Origin of the sequence: Parasphingopyxis marina (assembly GCF_014237875.1) — a bacterium.
Classification (GTDB): Bacteria; Pseudomonadota; Alphaproteobacteria; order Sphingomonadales; family Sphingomonadaceae; genus Parasphingopyxis; species Parasphingopyxis marina.
Genome location: NZ_JACJVJ010000001.1, coordinates 1,387,950 through 1,405,282, shown reverse-complemented (window position 1 = coordinate 1,405,282; position 17,333 = coordinate 1,387,950). Strand labels below are relative to the sequence as shown.

At 64.2% G+C, this 17,333-nt stretch carries 16 protein-coding genes; 11 read left to right on the top strand and 5 right to left on the bottom strand.

Features of this window, described 5'->3' with window-relative positions; all coding sequences use genetic code 11:
- Positions 1 to 35: 35 nt before the first annotated feature.
- Positions 36 to 1,268 carry a hypothetical protein gene (locus tag H6P80_RS07020; RefSeq protein ID WP_185800583.1) on the bottom strand — a complete coding sequence of 411 codons (1,233 nt, stop codon included), beginning with the start codon at positions 1,266 to 1,268 and terminating at the stop codon, positions 36 to 38.
- 188 nt (positions 1,269 to 1,456) lie between these two features.
- On the opposite strand from H6P80_RS07020, the gene H6P80_RS07015 reads away from it, so the two are divergent.
- The 4 genes from H6P80_RS07015 (at position 1,457) to H6P80_RS07000 (ending at position 7,382) form a co-directional block, all read left to right on the top strand.
- Positions 1,457 to 3,622 carry a primosomal protein N' gene (locus H6P80_RS07015; RefSeq protein WP_185800582.1) on the top strand — a complete coding sequence of 722 codons (2,166 nt, stop codon included), beginning with the start codon at positions 1,457 to 1,459 and terminating at the stop codon, positions 3,620 to 3,622.
- 12 nt (positions 3,623 to 3,634) lie between these two features.
- Positions 3,635 to 4,495: an NAD(P)-dependent oxidoreductase gene (locus H6P80_RS07010; RefSeq protein ID WP_185800581.1), complete on the top strand. Its 861-nt coding sequence runs from the start codon at positions 3,635 to 3,637 to the stop codon at positions 4,493 to 4,495.
- A 232-nt stretch (positions 4,496 to 4,727) separates the two neighbouring features.
- Positions 4,728 to 6,020, top strand: a complete 1,293-nt coding sequence (locus tag H6P80_RS07005; protein WP_185800580.1) for a tetratricopeptide repeat protein — start codon at positions 4,728 to 4,730, stop codon at positions 6,018 to 6,020.
- A 108-nt stretch (positions 6,021 to 6,128) separates the two neighbouring features.
- On the top strand, positions 6,129 to 7,382 hold the full coding sequence (locus tag H6P80_RS07000; RefSeq protein ID WP_185800579.1) for an NRAMP family divalent metal transporter: 1,254 nt from the start codon (positions 6,129 to 6,131) through the stop codon (positions 7,380 to 7,382).
- Between the two features lie 9 nt (positions 7,383 to 7,391).
- Here the strand turns inward: H6P80_RS07000 and ada are convergent, their stop codons facing one another.
- Positions 7,392 to 8,423, bottom strand: coding sequence for a bifunctional DNA-binding transcriptional regulator/O6-methylguanine-DNA methyltransferase Ada (gene ada / locus H6P80_RS06995; RefSeq protein WP_407947219.1), 1,032 nt, complete (start codon positions 8,421 to 8,423; stop codon positions 7,392 to 7,394).
- Positions 8,420 to 8,893 carry a DUF1203 domain-containing protein gene (locus H6P80_RS06990; protein ID WP_185800578.1) on the bottom strand — a complete coding sequence of 158 codons (474 nt, stop codon included), beginning with the start codon at positions 8,891 to 8,893 and terminating at the stop codon, positions 8,420 to 8,422. Before H6P80_RS06990 ends, ada begins: the two co-directional genes overlap by 4 nt.
- Positions 8,894 to 9,026: 133 nt before the next feature.
- Between H6P80_RS06990 and H6P80_RS06985 the strand changes: the two genes are divergently transcribed.
- The 6 genes from H6P80_RS06985 (at position 9,027) to H6P80_RS06960 (ending at position 15,060) form a co-directional block, all read left to right on the top strand.
- Complete coding sequence (locus H6P80_RS06985; protein WP_185800577.1) at positions 9,027 to 10,181, top strand: S1C family serine protease; 1,155 nt, start codon at positions 9,027 to 9,029, stop codon at positions 10,179 to 10,181.
- A gap of 135 nt (positions 10,182 to 10,316) precedes the next feature.
- Positions 10,317 to 10,871 (top strand): F0F1 ATP synthase subunit delta, encoded by a 555-nt coding sequence (locus H6P80_RS06980; RefSeq protein WP_185800576.1) that lies wholly within the window; start codon positions 10,317 to 10,319, stop codon positions 10,869 to 10,871.
- Between the two features lie 16 nt (positions 10,872 to 10,887).
- On the top strand, positions 10,888 to 12,417 hold the full coding sequence (gene atpA, locus H6P80_RS06975; RefSeq protein WP_185800575.1) for a F0F1 ATP synthase subunit alpha: 1,530 nt from the start codon (positions 10,888 to 10,890) through the stop codon (positions 12,415 to 12,417).
- 29 nt (positions 12,418 to 12,446) lie between these two features.
- Positions 12,447 to 13,322, top strand: a complete 876-nt coding sequence (locus H6P80_RS06970; protein ID WP_185800574.1) for a F0F1 ATP synthase subunit gamma — start codon at positions 12,447 to 12,449, stop codon at positions 13,320 to 13,322.
- Positions 13,323 to 13,348: 26 nt separating this feature from the next.
- On the top strand, positions 13,349 to 14,794 hold the full coding sequence (gene atpD, locus H6P80_RS06965; protein WP_185800573.1) for a F0F1 ATP synthase subunit beta: 1,446 nt from the start codon (positions 13,349 to 13,351) through the stop codon (positions 14,792 to 14,794).
- A 2-nt stretch (positions 14,795 to 14,796) separates the two neighbouring features.
- A complete protein-coding gene (locus H6P80_RS06960) occupies positions 14,797 to 15,060 on the top strand; it encodes an ATP synthase F1 subunit epsilon (protein ID WP_185800572.1) in 264 nt (87 codons plus the stop codon).
- Positions 15,061 to 15,104: 44 nt separating this feature from the next.
- Here H6P80_RS06960 and H6P80_RS06955 read toward each other — a convergent pair whose 3' ends face one another.
- A complete protein-coding gene (locus H6P80_RS06955) occupies positions 15,105 to 15,965 on the bottom strand; it encodes a PhzF family phenazine biosynthesis protein (protein ID WP_185800571.1) in 861 nt (286 codons plus the stop codon).
- 76 nt (positions 15,966 to 16,041) lie between these two features.
- Here H6P80_RS06955 and H6P80_RS06950 point away from each other — a divergent pair, with 76 nt between their 5' ends.
- Positions 16,042 to 16,350: an ArsR/SmtB family transcription factor gene (locus H6P80_RS06950; RefSeq protein ID WP_185800570.1), complete on the top strand. Its 309-nt coding sequence runs from the start codon at positions 16,042 to 16,044 to the stop codon at positions 16,348 to 16,350.
- Here the strand turns inward: H6P80_RS06950 and H6P80_RS06945 are convergent.
- The gene (locus tag H6P80_RS06945; protein WP_185800569.1) at positions 16,347 to 17,279 is read right to left on the bottom strand and encodes a DMT family transporter; all 933 of its coding nucleotides are present in this window, start codon (positions 17,277 to 17,279) and stop codon (positions 16,347 to 16,349) included. The genes H6P80_RS06950 and H6P80_RS06945 overlap by 4 nt on opposite strands.
- Positions 17,280 to 17,333: the final 54 nt, after the last annotated feature.

The following is a 17,333-nucleotide window of genomic DNA, read 5'->3' as shown; positions in this document are numbered from 1 at the left end:
GCGTTGGGATTGCGCGGAAGGAAAGGCTGCACGCCCTATTGGCCGCGCAGCCGATCGAGCAGCGTCCGCCGCCGCGGATTGCCTTCGCCTTCGGCCGGGTTTTCGTTCCGCTCCGATGCGCCCATCATATCGCTCATGTCGAGGCCGAGCAGGCTCATATGGCTCGACTTGCGCAACAGGGTGACCGTCCATTCGGGCCGCCAGGAGGCCGGGGCGTTGGCGGGGCGCACGGGATGGGCGAAGCTCGCCTCGCCGCCGAACGCAGTGAGCGACAGCATCGCGCCTTCGGTGGCGCCGGCGACCTCGGCCGGAACGGTGCACCGCGCGGTTTCACCGGGAAGCAACTGCCGTTCGCGGACACCCCGGGCGAGATCGGCGTCGGAGAAATGGCCCATGCCGAGGGCCATCGGCAGTGCCTGGACCTCGCTCGAGCTCCACATGATGACATCGCCGCGCTGCGTGCCGCCGAACACCGTGGCGAGCCATGCGCGCGATCCCGGGACGGGCGCCCAGGCCAGCGGCACCGCGCCGGACGATGCCGCCTCGCTGGCCGTCAGCCGCACCGGATCGAGAAAATCCTGCTGCTGCGTAAGCGTGAAGCTGATTTCCGGCGTGTAATTGCCGCGCACGACATGCCCACCGACCAGCGAACCGGTGGCGGGAACGGACGTCCGCGTCCGCTGGTTCGGCCATTCGCCATAGCCCGGACGGCTTTCCGGCCCCGGTAGCGCGATGCCCGAAATGCCCGCATTGCCGAACGCGGCCGGAATCTCGCCCGCGCTCAGCTGCGCGAAATCGACCACGACCGGCTGGCCGGGCCGGGCATGGTCGCCGCAACCCCAATAGATGAGAATGCGTCCGCGCGGCCGCTCCATTCCCTCCGGCACCATCGAGTTGCGCGCTTCCGCCCGGCGGCTCGCCGGCGGTGTCACGAGCGGGAGGCTGTGGCCGGCACCGAGTACTGCAGGCGGCACATGCTCAGCCTCGGGATTGGCAGCCGTCCGCGGCGAGGCGAGACGCAGGTTCAGCAGGTGCGCGGCTTGCCCGCCCCCGCCGCCCATCATCATCCGCATCGCCGCCGACGGATCGGGCCCGCCGCCGCCCGTAGCGCCGCCGCCCATCATCGACGCCATGCCCGACGCCGTATCCGCGGTCATCCAATATTCGGTGGTACCCTGGCTTGTTTGCTGCGCCGATCCGGCGCCGACGACACTGACCGTCGCGCATAGCGCGGCGGCCGTCCTCGACGAAATACCGAGAAACTTCATGGACTGTGATCCTCGATCGATACGGCGTGCCAAGCGCAGGCCGTCCATCGGCATATCCTCCCCCGCGTGCGGCCTTGCAACTCGTAAATGCGCCCGCGCGCGGGCGTGGAATCAGCCAGAGGGCGCCGTCCCGAACCCGGGGTGCCGCTATGGCTTCCGTCCGCCATCGTATTGCCTATGGTGCGCCCATGAACCGCGTCCGCGTCGTCATCCTCAACACCGCCCTGGGGCCGCTCGATTACAGCATGCCGCCCGGCATGGTCGCGCCGCCCGGCAGCATCGTGAAGGTCCCGCTGGGGCCGCGCCAGGTGACCGGCGTCGTCTGGGACGAGGGGCGGCTGGAGGCCGACGAGGTCGACTATTCGCGGCTGCGCCCGATCCTGGAAGCCTATGACGCGCCGCCGCTGCCCGATAGCCTGCGCCGCCTGATCGAATGGACGGCGAACTATTATCTCGCGCCGCTGGCCGCGGTGCTGCGGATGAGCCTTTCCTCGTCGAGCGGCTATTTGGGCGAGAAGACAGTGACCGAATATCGCGCGAGCGGCGGAATGCCGGAGCGGATGACGCCGAAACGCGAACAGGCGCTGGAACTGATCGGCGACGAACAGGGGCTGATCCGCGAGCTATCCGAGATTGGCGAGGTATCCGACGCGGTGATCCGCGGGCTGGTGAAAACGGGCGCGCTGGAGCCGGTCGAGGTGTCGCTCGACGCGCCCTTTCCGCTTCCCGATCCGGAGTTTGCGCCGCCGTTGCTCGAGGAGGGGCAGAAGCTTGCCTCGGCGCGGCTCGTCGAGGCCGTAAGGTTGCGGAAGTTTGCGCCGATCATGCTCGACGGGGTGACGGGGTCCGGCAAGACCGAGGTCTATTTCGAGGCGGTGGCCGAGGCGCTGCGGATGGGGCGGCAGACGCTGGTGCTGCTCCCCGAGATTGCCCTGACCGAGCCCTTCCTCACCCGCTTTACCGCGCGTTTCGGCTGCGAACCGGTCGCCTGGCATTCGGGGCTGCGGCAATCGGAGCGCCGCCGTGCCTGGCGCGCGATCGCCAAGGGCGAGGCGCAAGTCACGGTCGGCGCGCGCTCCTCGCTCTTCCTCCCCTATCCCGATCTCGGCCTTATCATCGTCGACGAAGCCCATGAAAGCGCTTTTAAACAAGAGGATGGCGTGATGTACCACGCAAGGGACGTGGCCGTGATGCGCGGCAACTTCGCCAACTTCCCGGTGGTCCTCGCCTCGGCCACCCCGGCGCTCGAAACCCGGCAGATGGTCGACATCGGCCGCTACGATATCGTCACCCTGCCCGGCCGTTACGGCGCCGCGGAAATGCCCGACATCGCCGCCATCGACATGCTGCAGGACCCGCCGCCGCGCGGCCATTGGCTGGCGCCGACGCTTGTGAAAGCGGTCGAGGAAACACTGGAGCGCAAGGAACAGGCGCTCCTCTTCCTCAACCGCCGCGGCTATGCCCCGCTCACTTTGTGCCGCACCTGCGGTCACCGTTTTCAGTGCCCCAACTGCACGGCCTGGATGGTCGAGCATCGGCTGCTTGCGCGGCTGGCCTGCCATCATTGCGGCCATGTCATGCCGCCACCCGCCGAATGCCCGGAATGCGGCGCTGAGGACAGCCTGGTCGCCTGCGGCCCCGGCGTCGAGCGGATCGCCGACGAAGCCGCGAAACTGTTTCCCGACGCCAAGACCGCGATCGTCACCTCGGACACGATCTGGTCACCCGCCAAGGCCGCCGAATTCGTCCACCGGATGGAGGCCGGCGATATCGATATCGTCATCGGCACCCAGCTGGTGACGAAGGGCTATCACTTCCCGAACCTCACCCTGGTCGGCGTCGTCGATGCCGATCTTGGCCTGCAAGGCGGAGACCTGCGCGCGGGCGAGCGCACCTTCCAGCAGATCATGCAGGTATCGGGCCGGGCCGGGCGCGGCGAGACGCCGGGCCGGGTTTTCATCCAGACCCACGATCCATCGGCGCCTGTGATCGAGGCACTGGTCTCCGGCGATGCCGAGAGCTTCTACGCGGCCGAGGCCGAAGCCCGCCGTCTTGCCGGCGCGCCGCCCTTCGGTCGCTATGCCGGAATCATCATCTCCTCTGAGAACGAGAAGGAGGCGTTCGAAACCGCGCGGATGATCGGCCAGCGCGCGCCCAAGGTCGACGGGATGCAGGTGCTGGGCCCGGCCCCCGCGCCGCTCGCCATGCTGCGCGGCCGCCACCGCCAGCGCCTCCTCGTCCACGCCCGCCGCGCCCTCGACGTGCAGGAGGTGATCCGCAATTGGCTGGGCGAAATGGAATTCCCGCGCGGCGTTCGGGTCGCGGTCGATGTCGATCCCTATTCGTTTCTCTAAGGAAGCCTCGCCATGTCCCTCACAATTGCCCTGCTCTCCCCCGGCGCCATGGGCAGCGCCGTCGCCGCGCGGCTGACCGCGCATGGCGCGACCGTCCTCACATCGCTCGAAGGCCGCAGCGAGGCGAGCTGCGCCCGCGCCAGGGCGGCCGGAATGGACGACGCCCCGGACAAGCGCCTTGCCGAGGCCGACATCATCCTTTCCATCCTGCCGCCCGCCGCCGCCAGCGAGCCGGTCGATGCGCTGCTCGATCACCTTGGCGAGGGATCGCTCTATATCGATTGCAACGCGTTGAGCCCCGAAACCAAACAGGCGCTCGAGGCGCGCGTCACCGCGACCGGCGCGGCCTTTGTCGACGGCGTCATCATCGGTTCGCCGCCATCGGACCAGCAGAACCCGGTCTTCTATTTTTCGGGAGCGCACGCCCAGCGCGCGCTCCCGCTCGGCGATTTCGGACTCGACGTCCGCACCATCGACGGCCCCGTCGGGGCGGCGGCGGCGCTCAAGATGTGCTTCGCCGGGATCAACAAGGGCGTCATCGGTCTCGGCACGGCGATTTTGCTCGCCGCCCAGCGCCACGGCGCCGGCGATGCCTTGCGCACGGAACTGGACGAACGGCTTCCCCATCTTCTCGGCCATTTCGAGCGCGGCGTGCCCGGCATGTATCCGAAAGCCTATCGCTGGATCGCCGAGATGCGCGAAATCGCGGACTTCCTGGGCGACGAGGAAGCCGGCGCGATGATCTACGAAGGCTTTGCCCGGCTTTACGGTTACATAGCGCACGATGGGGAGGGCGCGGGCGAGGATCAGGCCATGCTCGACGCATTTTTCGCCGGACCGCAAAGCCCCGCCAAAAAACACGGTGCGGATTGAGGTCGCGTCGATCCCGAACTACCGAAGAACAAGACCGCAATAACGCCCAAGAAAAATGCATAGAATATTTCTTGTCCTCTGCCTTCTGGCTTTATCTTCCGCTGCTCATGCCGATTGGCATCGCGCGGAATCGCCACATTTCATAGTCTATTCGGAGCAGCCGGCAGACGAACTGCGTAGCTTCACCAATGAGCTCGAGCAGTTCGATCATTTGCTGCGGCTATATTCCGGGATGACCGCACAACCCGCTGAACTCAAGGTTCGCATCTATATCGTCGAGAACGATGCGGCGGTGCGCCGCTATTTCGATGCGCCGAGCGGAGTCGCAGGCTTTTACCGGGGCGCAGTCGATGGCGCGATCGCAGTGACCCCCATGCGCGACGTCGGCAGCGGCTATAACCGGATGACGACAACCAACATATTGTTCCACGAATATGCGCATCACTTCATGCTGCAATATTTCCCGACGGCCTATCCAGCTTGGTATATTGAGGGGTTCGCCGAATATTTCGCGACAGTCGAGTTCCTCGAGGACGGCTCGGTCCGGCTCGGCAGCCCACCCGAATTTCGTGCGAGCTCGCTGCGATACGGCACCTGGATTCGGGCAGACCGGATGCTCTCCAACGAATCCGAAAATGATCATATGACCTATGCCGAGGGCTGGCTCCTGGTCCATCTGGCCGCCAATAACGCCGAAGTCGGCGCCGCGCTTTCGGACTATCTCAACCGGCTGGTTCGCGGCGAAACAGGGCGCGAAGCCTATGAAAACAGTTTTGGCCAGTCGCGCCGGACAGTAAACCGGATGATGCAGCGTTATCTCTCGCGAAACCGGTTCTCGGTATCTTCCTATCTGCTGGACCCCCTCCCCGAAGATGCGGTTTCGATCACACCGATGTCCGACGAGGAAGCCGCCATCGCCCTGCTTGCCCCCCGTCAGCCGGGCCATCTGGAAGCAGCCGTGCGGCGCGCCGTCGAATATTATCCGAACAATCCCCAGGCGCATGTCGAACTGGCACGGGACATTTTCCACGAGGGCGATTTCGACGGCGCGCTCGCACGGGTCGAACATGCGCTTGCCATCGATCCCGATAATATCGATGCCAATATCTTGAAGGGCGACATTCTAATTGTAATGGCCCGCGCCACCGAAAACCCCGAAGACCCCCGCTGGGAAGAAAGCCGTACCTTTATCGCACGCGCCAACAACGCGGCGCCGAACAACCCGTCCGCCCTCGCATCCTATTTCGCCTCATTTCCCGACCGGAACGAGCGACCGGCGATAGCCGTCGCCGCACTGGAACGGGCGTTCAACCTTGTGCCGCAAAATGACGATATCCGCTTCCTTCTCGCGACGGAATATGTCGAGCAAGGCAGGCTGGACGACGCGGTACGGATCGCCACGCCACTTGCGCAAAATCCCCATGGAACTGGCTATACCGAACCCGCACAGGCGATCTTGGCGCAGGCGCGGGCCGGGGATGCCGAAACTATCCCCGAAGCGGAGGCTTCCGAAAGCGGCAGCTAGTCCGCCCCTCCCTCGCCAGCAGTTTCTCCTTGCGCTCCAGCCCATAGGCATCGGCCGCCCTAGCCGCGGGCCGTACTTTGGTTCACTGTCTGCTCGGGGGAGAGGGGCATGATTTCACGTCGCGAGCGGATCTGGCGCGCCATCGGGCCGGGACTACTATTTTCAGGCGCTGCAGTCGGCGTTTCGCATCTCGTCCAGTCGACCCGCGCCGGGGCGATGTTCGGGCTCGCGCTGTTCGGCGTGATCATATTGATCAACCTTCTCAAATATCCGGCATTCCGCTTCGGCATCGATTACAGTCACGCGACACGCAAATCGCTGCTGCACGGCTATCGCGAACTCGGCCTGTGGGCGCCGATCCTCTTTCTCGTCGTGATCGCGCCGATTGCGCCGATTGTCCTCGCCGCCACCAGCGCAACCACCGCCGGCATCCTGACCGCGCTCGGCGGACCCGTGCTCTCGATCGCGGCGCTCGCCAGCCTCGTCCTCGGCTCGGCGACGGTGGTGCTGATATTCGGCGGCTATCCCTGGCTCGACCGCATCAACCGCGTCCTGCTGGCCTTCCTGATCGTTTCCACCCTCGCTGCCACCGCCCTCGTACTGCCACGCATCGAATGGGGAACGGTGTTCGACACCAGCTGGGCCGTGGATCCGCTGGCGCTGCTGTTTATCGTCGCGCTTGCGGGCTTCATGCCCAACCCTGTCGATGCTTCTGTGACGGTATCGCTGTGGACGCTGGAGGCCGAAAAGGATGTCGCGGCCACAGATCAGTCGAGCCTCGGCGAAACGCGCAGCGCCTTTGCCGCCTCCTATACGCTCACGACCATACTCGCGCTCTGCTTCTGCATCATGGGCGCCGGTGTCATGCACAACGACACCATCGAGCCGGCCTCCGGCGCAGCGGATTTTGCCGCGCAGGTCATCGATCTCTACCGCAGCACACTGGGGCCTCAGGCGGCGATGCTCGCGGCGATCGCCGCGCTCTTGGTGATGGCGACGACCGTAATCGCCGCAACCGATGCCTATGCCCGGATGTTCGCCGCCGGCTATGATGATTTCGGCAAAACCGAAGATCCGGGGAGATTCAAGCGCGCCTATAGGCTTTTCCTTCTCATCGAAGTCGGTCTGGCGATCGCCGTGCTGTTCCTGCTGCTCTCGGACTTCAGCGTGTTCATCGACCTGGTCACCTCAGCCTCTTTCCTGATCGCCCCGGTCGTCGCGCTGCTCAACCATCTTGTGGTGACGCGGTGCGCGATGCCCGATAATGCGCGGCCCGCCCCCTGGATACGCGCGCTCAGCATCGCGGCGATCGGGACCATGACCGCGATCGCCGCGATGTATCTGATCCTCCGTGCTGGTTAAGCGCAGGGTTCAGCGCGCAGCGCTTTCCTTCTCCAGCAGCTTTTTCTTGATCTCCAGCCCATAGGCATAGCCGCCAAGACTGCCGTCTGTGCGGATGACGCGGTGGCAGGGGATAAGGACAGCGACATTGTTCGCGCCGTTGGCCGAGCCCGCCGCGCGGACCGCCTTGGGCTTGCCGACGGCCGCGGCGATTTGCGCGTAGCTGCGCGTTTCGCCGGGCGGGATGCGGGTGAGTTCGCGCCACACCGCTTCCTGGAATGCGGTGCCGTGAACGTCCAGCGGCAGATTGTGCTGGCGCGCAGGGTTGTCGACCGCAGCGACCGTCTTCTTCACCAGTTCGGCCATCTCGCCATTGGCGCGGACGATCTCGGCATGGGGAAAGCGCTTGTGCAGCGCCTCCTCGCCCTCGTCGAAAGACAGGCGGCAAATGCCCTTGTCGGTTGCGGCGACCAGCATCTCGCCCAGACTCGTCTGCGCGACCGCCCAGCGGATGGTGACGCCTTTCCCGCCCCGGCGCCAGGCCGAGGGAGTCATGCCGAGCCGCTTGCCGGTTTCGGCGTAGAAGCGCCCCGGACCCGAATAGCCGGCTTCATAGATGGCATCGGTCACGCGCTCTTCGCGCATCAAGGCTTTCTCGGCACGTTCGCCGCGCAGCCGCCGCGCATAGGCGGCGGGCGTCACGCCCATCGCGCGCTTGAACACACGCAGAAAATGGGTCGCCGAATAGCCAACCGCTTCGGCGATCGCATCGAGCTTGGGCGTTTCTTCCGCCCGTTCGATCAGCGTTACCGCTTCGGCGACCGCCGCCTCGTCACGCGAGACATTGTCGGGCATGCAGCGCTTGCATGCGCGCAGGCCCGCTTCCCGCGCTTCCGCGCCGCTCGCGAAAAAGCGGACATTTTCGCGCCTGGGATGGCGGGCGGCGCAGGACGGGCGGCAATAGATGCCGGTCGTCAGCACGCCGGTAACGAAGCGGCCGTCAAAGCCGCGGTCGCGCGCCTTCACGGCGCGCCAAGCGGTATCTGCGTCAGGCATGGTCATTCCCCGTTTCTTTGCACACGCGCGGCGAAACAGCCATGCGCGGCGTTGTGGACATCGATATAGGCGATGGCATCGTTCGCCAGCATCTCGCGGATCCTTGCATCGGCCTCGCCGGGCAGAGCGAGCATCGCTGTGCCGAGCATTCCGTCGCCGTCGAATCCGCGCATCGCCAATGGCCGGCCTTCGAAGACCGGCGGCACCATATCGACATAGTCGGCGGCTTCGTCCGCTCCTTCGCGGACGAAAATCGCATAGGCCGACCGATAGGGCGTCTCGACGTCGTGCGAGACATGGTGAAGCAGGATCAGCGCCTCGCCCGGCTCGGCATCCTCCAGCGTCACCCGGCACGGATAACCGGGCTTGGCGGATGCAGTAACGCGCACCGCGCCGGACGTGGCGAGTTCTTCGGGCGATGCCGCGAAGAGCGGGGCAAATTGTTCGGGCGCAAGGCCGCTAATACGATAAGTCATTTCGGGTCCTTTGTTTCGATGCCGCTTTTCTATGCAGCGGCACACGGCGCTGCGTCCCGAAAGTTGCGATCAAAAGAACGGGCGAAAGAATTCGCCCTTTCCTGCGGCTTTCCCCATGCTAAAAGCCCGCGCAATGCGAACCGAAACCACCCTGCCCCGCCTCACCGCACTGGTCCTGGCACTGCTGATGCTGCTGCCGGTGACGGCGTCCGCGCAAAAAGGCGAGAATGGCGAAGCCGAGCGAAGCCAGGTCGTCGTCGCCGCGCAAAGCGTCGTGCGGGTCGCGCTGATCGCCAACGATCCCAAACAGGGCGAATATCTGCTGGGCCATGGCAGCGGCGTCGCCGTTGCGCCGCGCATGATCGTCACCAATGCGCATGTCGTCGCGCCGCTCAGGGAATCGCCCAATATCGCGATCAGCATCGTGCCTTCATCGGGCAGCCGCCGCTATCCGGGCGAACTCGTCGCGTCCGATACGCGCGCCGATCTCGCGCTGATCCGCATGCAGGGCGGCGACATCACCCCGCTGACGATTTTCACAGGGAGTCCCGACGAAACCGCGCGGGTCGCTGCGATCGGCTATCCCGGATCGGTCGATCTGGCCGAAAATCTCTCCGCCACGGACCGCGTCAGCCCGATCCCCGCCGTGCGTACCTTTGGACAGATTTCGGGCGGTCGGAGCCGCCGCGACGTCGACACCTTGCTTCACACGGCGGCGATGGCGCGCGGCAATTCCGGCGGGCCATTGGTCGACGAATGCGGCCGGGTGATCGGCGTCAACAGCTTCGGCTCGCTCGCCGAAGCCAATGACGCCGAATTCGGCTTTGCCATTTCGGCGCGCGAGATCATCCCTTTCCTCCGGGCCAACAACGTTCAGCCGGAAATCACTACCGATCGCTGCATACCTGCCACCCAACGCGCCCTGCAAAGCGCCGCCGAACAGAATCGCGAGGCCTTTATCGAGGCGGAGCGCGAGCGGCAGCGGCTCTATGAAGCGCGCGAACTGCAACTTGCGCTCGCCGTGGCGCTGATCGTGGTCGGTGCGCTGCTGCTCGCAGGCGGGGTCGTCGCCATGCTCTACAAGAACAAATGGCGCCGCGGCGCGGTGGTCGGCACGGTTTCGATCGGCGTCGGGATTGGGCTGATGGCGGCATCGGTCTATGTTTTTGTCAACCGACCGAGCCTGGCGCTGGCGGATGTTCCAACGCCGGCAGCAAGCGATGCGGGTGCGGCCGAAGCGCCTGCCGAGGAGGCCGACCCGGAGGCCGGGGCGGACGCATCCGAATAACCATGGGAAAACTTGGGTCTCTTCGTCTTGCATCGCAGCATGACCCTTGCTAGGTGCGCCGCAGCCGTAGCGGGGTCGCTTTGCCGCTCCCTTTTCTATGGACCTTAGTCATCCTCTTTAGGGGCGAATCTGCGCGTGGATATTTCCGGCGGAATCAAGGCCAGCCTGGCAGGCCGCTATGCAGCGGCACTGTTCGAACTGGCGGAAGAGAATAAACAGCTCGACGCAGTCGAATCGAGTCTTGCGAAGGTCAAGGCGGCGCTTGCCGAATCGGCCGAGTTTGCAGAGCTGACCACGAGTCCCCTCGTGGGGCGCGCGACGGCGGTTACGTCTGCCGTTGCGGTCGCCGATTCGCTCGGCCTCGATCCGCTGACCAAGAATTTCCTCGGCACGCTCGCCGAGAATCGCAGGCTCGCCCAGCTGGGCGCCGCGATCCGGGCCTTTTCGACCATCGCCGCCCAGTATCGCGGCGAGGCGAACGCCGAAGTCGCTTCGGCCCATCCGCTTACCGACGATCAGGTCGCCGCGCTCAAGGCCAAACTGAAAAGCCTGGCCGGCCGCGATGTGAACGTCGATATGACCGTCGATCCCTCGCTGCTGGGCGGCCTCGTCGTTCGCATGGGCAGCCGGATGATCGACGGCTCGATCCGCACAAAATTGAACTCGCTTGCCAGCGCCATGAAGGGCTAATTGGGAAAGACTGAAAATGGACATTAACGCCGCAGAAATCTCCAAGGTCATCAAGGACCAGATCGCCGGTTTCGGCACAGAGGCGCAGGTCTCGGAAATCGGCACCGTGCTTTCGGTCGGTGACGGCATCGCCCGCGTTCATGGCCTCGACAATGTCCAGGCCGGCGAAATGGTCGCCTTCGACAACGGCGTGCAGGGCATGGCGCTCAACCTCGAAGCCGACAATGTCGGCATCGTGATCTTCGGCTCGGACGCGGAGATCAAGGAAGGCGATACCGTCAAGCGCACCGAGACGATCGTGGACGTTCCCGTCGGCAAGGGCCTTCTCGGCCGTGTCGTCGATGGCCTCGGCAATCCGATCGACGGCAAAGGCCCGCTCACCGACGTGACCCGCGAGCGCGTGGAAGTGAAAGCCCCGGGCATTATCCCGCGCAAATCGGTTCACGAGCCGGTCCAGACCGGCCTCAAGGCCCTCGACGCGCTCGTTCCCGTCGGCCGCGGCCAGCGCGAACTGATCATCGGCGATCGCCAGACCGGCAAGACCGCCGTCGCGATCGACACCTTCATCAACCAGAAGGGCGTCAATGCCGGCGATGACGAGAACAAGAAGCTGTATTGCATCTATGTCGCCATCGGCCAGAAGCGCTCGACGGTTGCGCAGATCGTTCGCCAGCTCGAAGAAAATGGCGCGATGGAATATTCGATCGTCGTCGCCGCCACGGCTTCCGAGCCAGCCCCGCTCCAGTATCTGGCGCCCTATACCGGCTGCACGATGGGCGAATATTTCCGCGACAACGGCATGCACAGCTGCATCGTTTATGACGATCTTTCCAAGCAGGCTGTCGCCTATCGCCAGATGTCGCTGCTGCTGCGCCGCCCGCCGGGCCGCGAAGCCTATCCGGGCGACGTCTTCTATCTTCACTCTCGTTTGCTCGAGCGTGCCGCGAAGATGAACGAAGACAATGGTTCGGGCTCGATGACGGCGCTGCCGATCATCGAAACACAGGCCGGCGACGTTTCTGCCTACATTCCGACCAACGTGATTTCGATCACCGACGGCCAGATTTTCCTCGAAACCGAGCTGTTCTACCAGGGCATCCGTCCCGCCATTAACGTGGGTCTCTCGGTCAGCCGCGTCGGCTCGGCCGCCCAGACCAAGGCGATGAAAAAGGTGTCGGGTTCGATCAAGCTCGAACTTGCCCAGTATCGCGAAATGGCGGCTTTCGCCCAGTTCGGCTCGGACCTCGACGCCTCGACGCAGAAGCTGCTCAACCGCGGCGCTCGGCTCACCGAGTTGCTGAAGCAGAAGCAGTTTGCGCCAATGCCGATGGAAGAGCAGGTCGTTTCGATCTTCGCCGGCGTGAACGGCTATCTCGACGGTATCGCCACCGATCAGGTAACGCATTTCGAGGAAAGCTTCCTCTCGCATATGCGCCACGATCATGCCGCCGTGCTGGCGACGATCCGCGATACCGAAAAGCTGGAGGACGATACCGCCGAAACGCTGAAATCGATCCTCGGCGATTTCGTCAAGACGTTCGCCTAAGCACCTGACGCAAAAGGGAATAGCACCACGTGGCTAGCCTCAAGGAACTCAAGGGCCGGATCGCCTCGGTCAAATCGACCCAGAAGATCACCAAGGCGAAGCAGATGGTCGCGGCCGCGAAGCTGCGCAAGGCGCAGGCGGCGGCCGAAGCTGCGCGTCCCTATGCGGAGCGGCTGGAAAAGGTGATGGGTTCGCTCGCGTCCAAGGTGTCGATCAGCGATTCGACGCCGAAACTGCTCGCCGGCACCGGCAAGAACGAAAAGCATCTGCTGGTCGTCGCGACCTCGGATCGCGGCCTTTGCGGCGCGTTTAATTCAAACATCGTCAAGGATGTCCGGATCAAGGCCGAAAAGCTGATCGCCGAAGGCAAGCAGGTCGAGTTCTTCATGATCGGTCGCAAGGGCCGCCCGGTGATCAACCGCGTCTATCCGGGCAAGATCGCCGGCGAGTTCGACACCACCGAGATCAAGAACCCGCATTATGACGACGCCAAGGCGATCGCCGACGAACTCGTCGAACGCCTCGAAAAGGGCGAATTCGACGTCGCCTGGCTATTCTATTCGAAATTCAAGTCGGCGCTCCTCCAGGAACCGCAGACCCAGCAGATCATTCCGGTTCCGATCGAGGAAGGCACGGACGCCAAAAGCACCGCCGCTGTCGACTACGAGCCCGATGAGGAAGAAATCCTTTCCGAGCTGCTGCCACGCAATCTGACCATCCAGCTTTTCCGCGCGCTGCTGGAAAATACGGCCTCCGAACAGGGCGCGTCGATGACCGCGATGGACAATGCCACGCGCAACGCCGGCGAGCTGATCGACAATCTGACCATCGAATATAACCGGACGCGGCAGGCGGTAATCACCACCGAACTCGTCGAAATCATTTCGGGCGCCGAAGCGCTCTAGAGCTAAGAAGGCAAGAGGTAGAAATCATGGCCACCACCAATAATGTCGGGACGATCTCGCAGGTTATCGGCGCCGTCGTCGATGTCAGCTTCCCGAACGAGCTGCCGAACATCCTGAACGCGCTGGAGACGAGCAATAACGGCCAGCGCCTTGTGCTCGAAGTCGCCCAGCATCTTGGCGAGAACATGGTCCGCACGATCGCGATGGACGCGACCGAAGGCCTTGTCCGTGGTCAGGAAGTCACCGACACCGGTGCGCAGATCAACATGCCGGTCGGCCCTAAGACGCTCGGCCGCATCATGAACGTGATCGGCGAACCGATCGACGAACTCGGGCCGATCGGCGCCGAATCGACCGCGCCGATCCATGCCGAAGCCCCGGATTTCGTCGATCAGTCGACCGACGCGGAAATTCTCGTCACCGGCATCAAGGTCGTCGACCTGCTCGCCCCTTATGCCAAGGGCGGCAAGATCGGCCTGTTCGGCGGTGCCGGCGTCGGCAAGACCGTGCTCATCCAGGAGCTGATCAACAACATCGCCAAGGGCCATGGCGGCACCTCGGTGTTCGCCGGTGTCGGCGAACGTACCCGCGAGGGCAACGATCTCTATCACGAATTCCTCGACGCCGGCGTTATCGCCAAGGACGAGAACGGCGTTGCGACGTCGGAAGGCTCGAAAGTGGCCCTCGTCTACGGCCAGATGAACGAGCCTCCCGGGGCCCGTGCCCGCGTCGCCCTGTCCGGCCTGACGATCGCCGAATATTTCCGCGATCAGGAAGGCCAGGACGTGCTGTTCTTCGTCGACAATATCTTCCGCTTCACCCAGGCGGGTTCGGAAGTGTCGGCGCTGCTCGGCCGTATTCCTTCGGCCGTGGGCTATCAGCCCACGCTCGCCACCGACATGGGCAACCTGCAGGAACGCATCACTTCGACCAACAAGGGGTCGATCACCTCGGTCCAGGCCATCTACGTTCCCGCAGATGACCTTACCGACCCGGCGCCTGCCACGTCCTTCGCTCACTTGGACGCGACGACCGTGCTCAACCGCGCGATTTCGGAGCTCGGCATCTACCCGGCGGTCGATCCGCTCGACTCCACGAGCCGCGTTCTCGAACCGCGCGTCGTCGGTCAGGAGCATTACGAGACCGCCCGCGCCGTCCAGGAAACGCTGCAGCGCTACAAATCGCTCCAGGACATCATCGCCATTCTCGGCATGGACGAACTTTCCGAAGAGGATAAGCTGATCGTCGCGCGCGCGCGCAAGATCCAGCGCTTCCTGTCGCAGCCCTTCCACGTTGCCGAGGTCTTCACCGGCCTGGCCGGCAAGTTCGTCGAGCTCGACGACACGATCCGCAGCTTCAAGGAAGTCGTCGAAGGCAAGCATGACGACCTGCCCGAAGCCGCCTTCTACATGGTCGGCGGTATCGACGAAGCCCGCGAAAAGGCCGCGAAACTCGCCGCCGAGGCCGCGTAGCCATGGCGCTCCATTTCGAGCTCGTCACGCCCGAGAAGCTCCTCCGTTCGGAGGAGGTCCATATGGTCGTCGTTCCCGGCACCGAGGGCGATTTCGGCGTGCTCGAACGCCATGCGCCGGTGATGTCGACAATCCGCGACGGCGAGGTCAAGATTTTCGCGAGTGCCGGCGCCACGCCGGAAACGGTCCGCGTCGAGGGCGGCTTTGCCGAGGTCAATGCCGAAGGGCTGACGATTCTCGCCGAAAAGGTCGTCGAAGAAAATTAGGCGGACGCGCCCGACGAAACGGCGCGTCCCCTTCCCTGCCCGCTCTACAGCTTCAGCACGCCCTCGATCCCGGTGACCGCGGCGCCGCCGATATGAATATCGGCGCCGTTGATCCGCACGCTGATCTTGCCGTCGCGGCCGACCTGGCGACCCTGGCTGGCTGTATAGGCATCGCCGTCGCCAATCTGCCCCCCCAACAACCGATAGGCCGCGACCGCGCCGTTGCCGCTGCCGCAGACAGGATCTTCGGGAATGCCGTCGGCCGGCGCGAAGGACCGGACCATGACCGCGCCGTCCTCATCCGAAGCAAACACGGTGAGACCCGTCCCCTTATGCCGTACCGAATAGGCAGCAAGACGCGCCAGATCGGGCTGCAGTTGTTCGATCGCGGCAACGTCCCCCAACTCGGCGATCGTCCAGACCGGGCCGACATTCACGGCAGCCGGCACCGCGCGAACCGTCACCTCCGCACCCAGCAGCGCAACGACTTCATCGGCTTCGGGCGCTTCTTCTACAGCATAGGTGGGCAGCCGGAACGATAATCCGTCCCTCGGCCAGTCAGCGGCGACGGCAAGATCGACAAGCCCAAGCTTGCAATGTTGAACCAGCCGCCCCGCTTTGGGCGTCGCGAGCCCGGCTTCGAGCACTGCATGCGCCGTTCCGATTGTCGGGTGTCCGGCAAAGGGCAGTTCCACGCGCGGGGTGAAGATGCGCACCGTATAGTCGGCCCCCTCCTCTTCCGGCGGCAAGACGAAAGTCGTTTCCGAAAGATTGGTCCAGGCCGCGAAGCGTTGCATCGCCGTATCGTCCAGCCCTTCGGCGTCGAGCACAACCGCAACCGGATTGCCGAGCAACGGAACGGCGGTAAACACATCGACCTGTTTGAATGCGTGATCGCGGGACATCTAGAGGCTCCTGACTTGAAGATGCCGACTTTATATCGTAAAATTGCGATATTCAAATATGGAAAGCGTTGCCGCCATGAAAGACGCACTTGATCGCCAGCTCAAGGCGATCGCCAATCCGCACCGCCGCCAGATCCTGGAATGGCTGAAAGACCCCCGAGCGCATTTCCCGCCCCAGGTCGACGGCGACCTTGTGGAAGACGGGGCTTGCGCGGTGTTCATCATGGACAAGCTCGGCCTCGCCCAGCCGACGACGGCCCAGCACCTCAAGGCGCTGGTCGATGCCGGGCTCATTCTGCCCAAGCGCATCAGGCAGTGGACCTTCTATCGGCGCGACGAAGCGGCCATCGCCGACTTGGGCAAAATGCTGGCCGAACGGCTCTAGCGGGCGGGCGGCACGCGTTGGCGGCTCCAGAGCCATAACCCGGCGGCGATGATCAATGCCGCCCCGCCGAGCGCCAGCGGATCGGGATAATCCTGGTAGAAAAGCATGCCGAGCCCCAGCGCGACGAGAATCTGGACATAGGTCATCGGCGCGGTAACCGCCGCCGAGGCCTTGGTGGTCGCCAGATAGATCAGCATCAACGCAACCGTCGCGGTGCAGGCCACCACGGCGATGCGGGCGACGATCGTCCAGTCCGGCACCGTGACGTGCAGCGCCTCTATGCCGCTGAAATGACCGAACGCCGTCGCCACGGCCAGCACCGGAATAGCGATCGCCGACACCAGCAGCTGCATCAGCAATGCCGATCCGGCTTGCGAGACCATGCGATTCAGGATCATGTTCAGCGACATGCCGATCGCCGTGCCCATCGGCAGCAGCGCCGCCCAGCCGAGCGTCGCGAAATTCGGCCGCAGCACCATCAGCACACCGACAAAGGCGACCAGGGTGGCGATCCACGCGACGAGCGGCATCCTTTCCCGCAAGATCAGTGCCGAAAAGAGCGCGGCGAACATCGGCGAGGTGAACTGGATCGCCGTCGCATCGGCGAGCGGCATGAGGAATATCGCGCTGAAGAAGCATACCGAGCCGAGCGAAATTGTGACGCCACGGGCAAGCTGGATCCAGGGCATCGGGCAGCGCAGCCCCTGTTTTCCCTCGACGATCAGCAGGGCAACAAGCAGTCCGGCGGTCCCGATAACGTAGCGAAGCAGCGAAACCGCCGTTCCCGGCCAGGCCCCCGCGATCGACTTGATTATGGCGTCACCGACCGAAAGCCCTGCAAAACCGAGCATTGCAAGCATCAGCCCCATCGCCACATGGTCGCTGGAACGCCCGGATTCCTGCACTTTTCGAGGGTTGTCCGCAGCCATCGCCTTCCTTTGCCTTCCATTAGTCAATTGTCAAAGTTTTCAATCTATTCACCA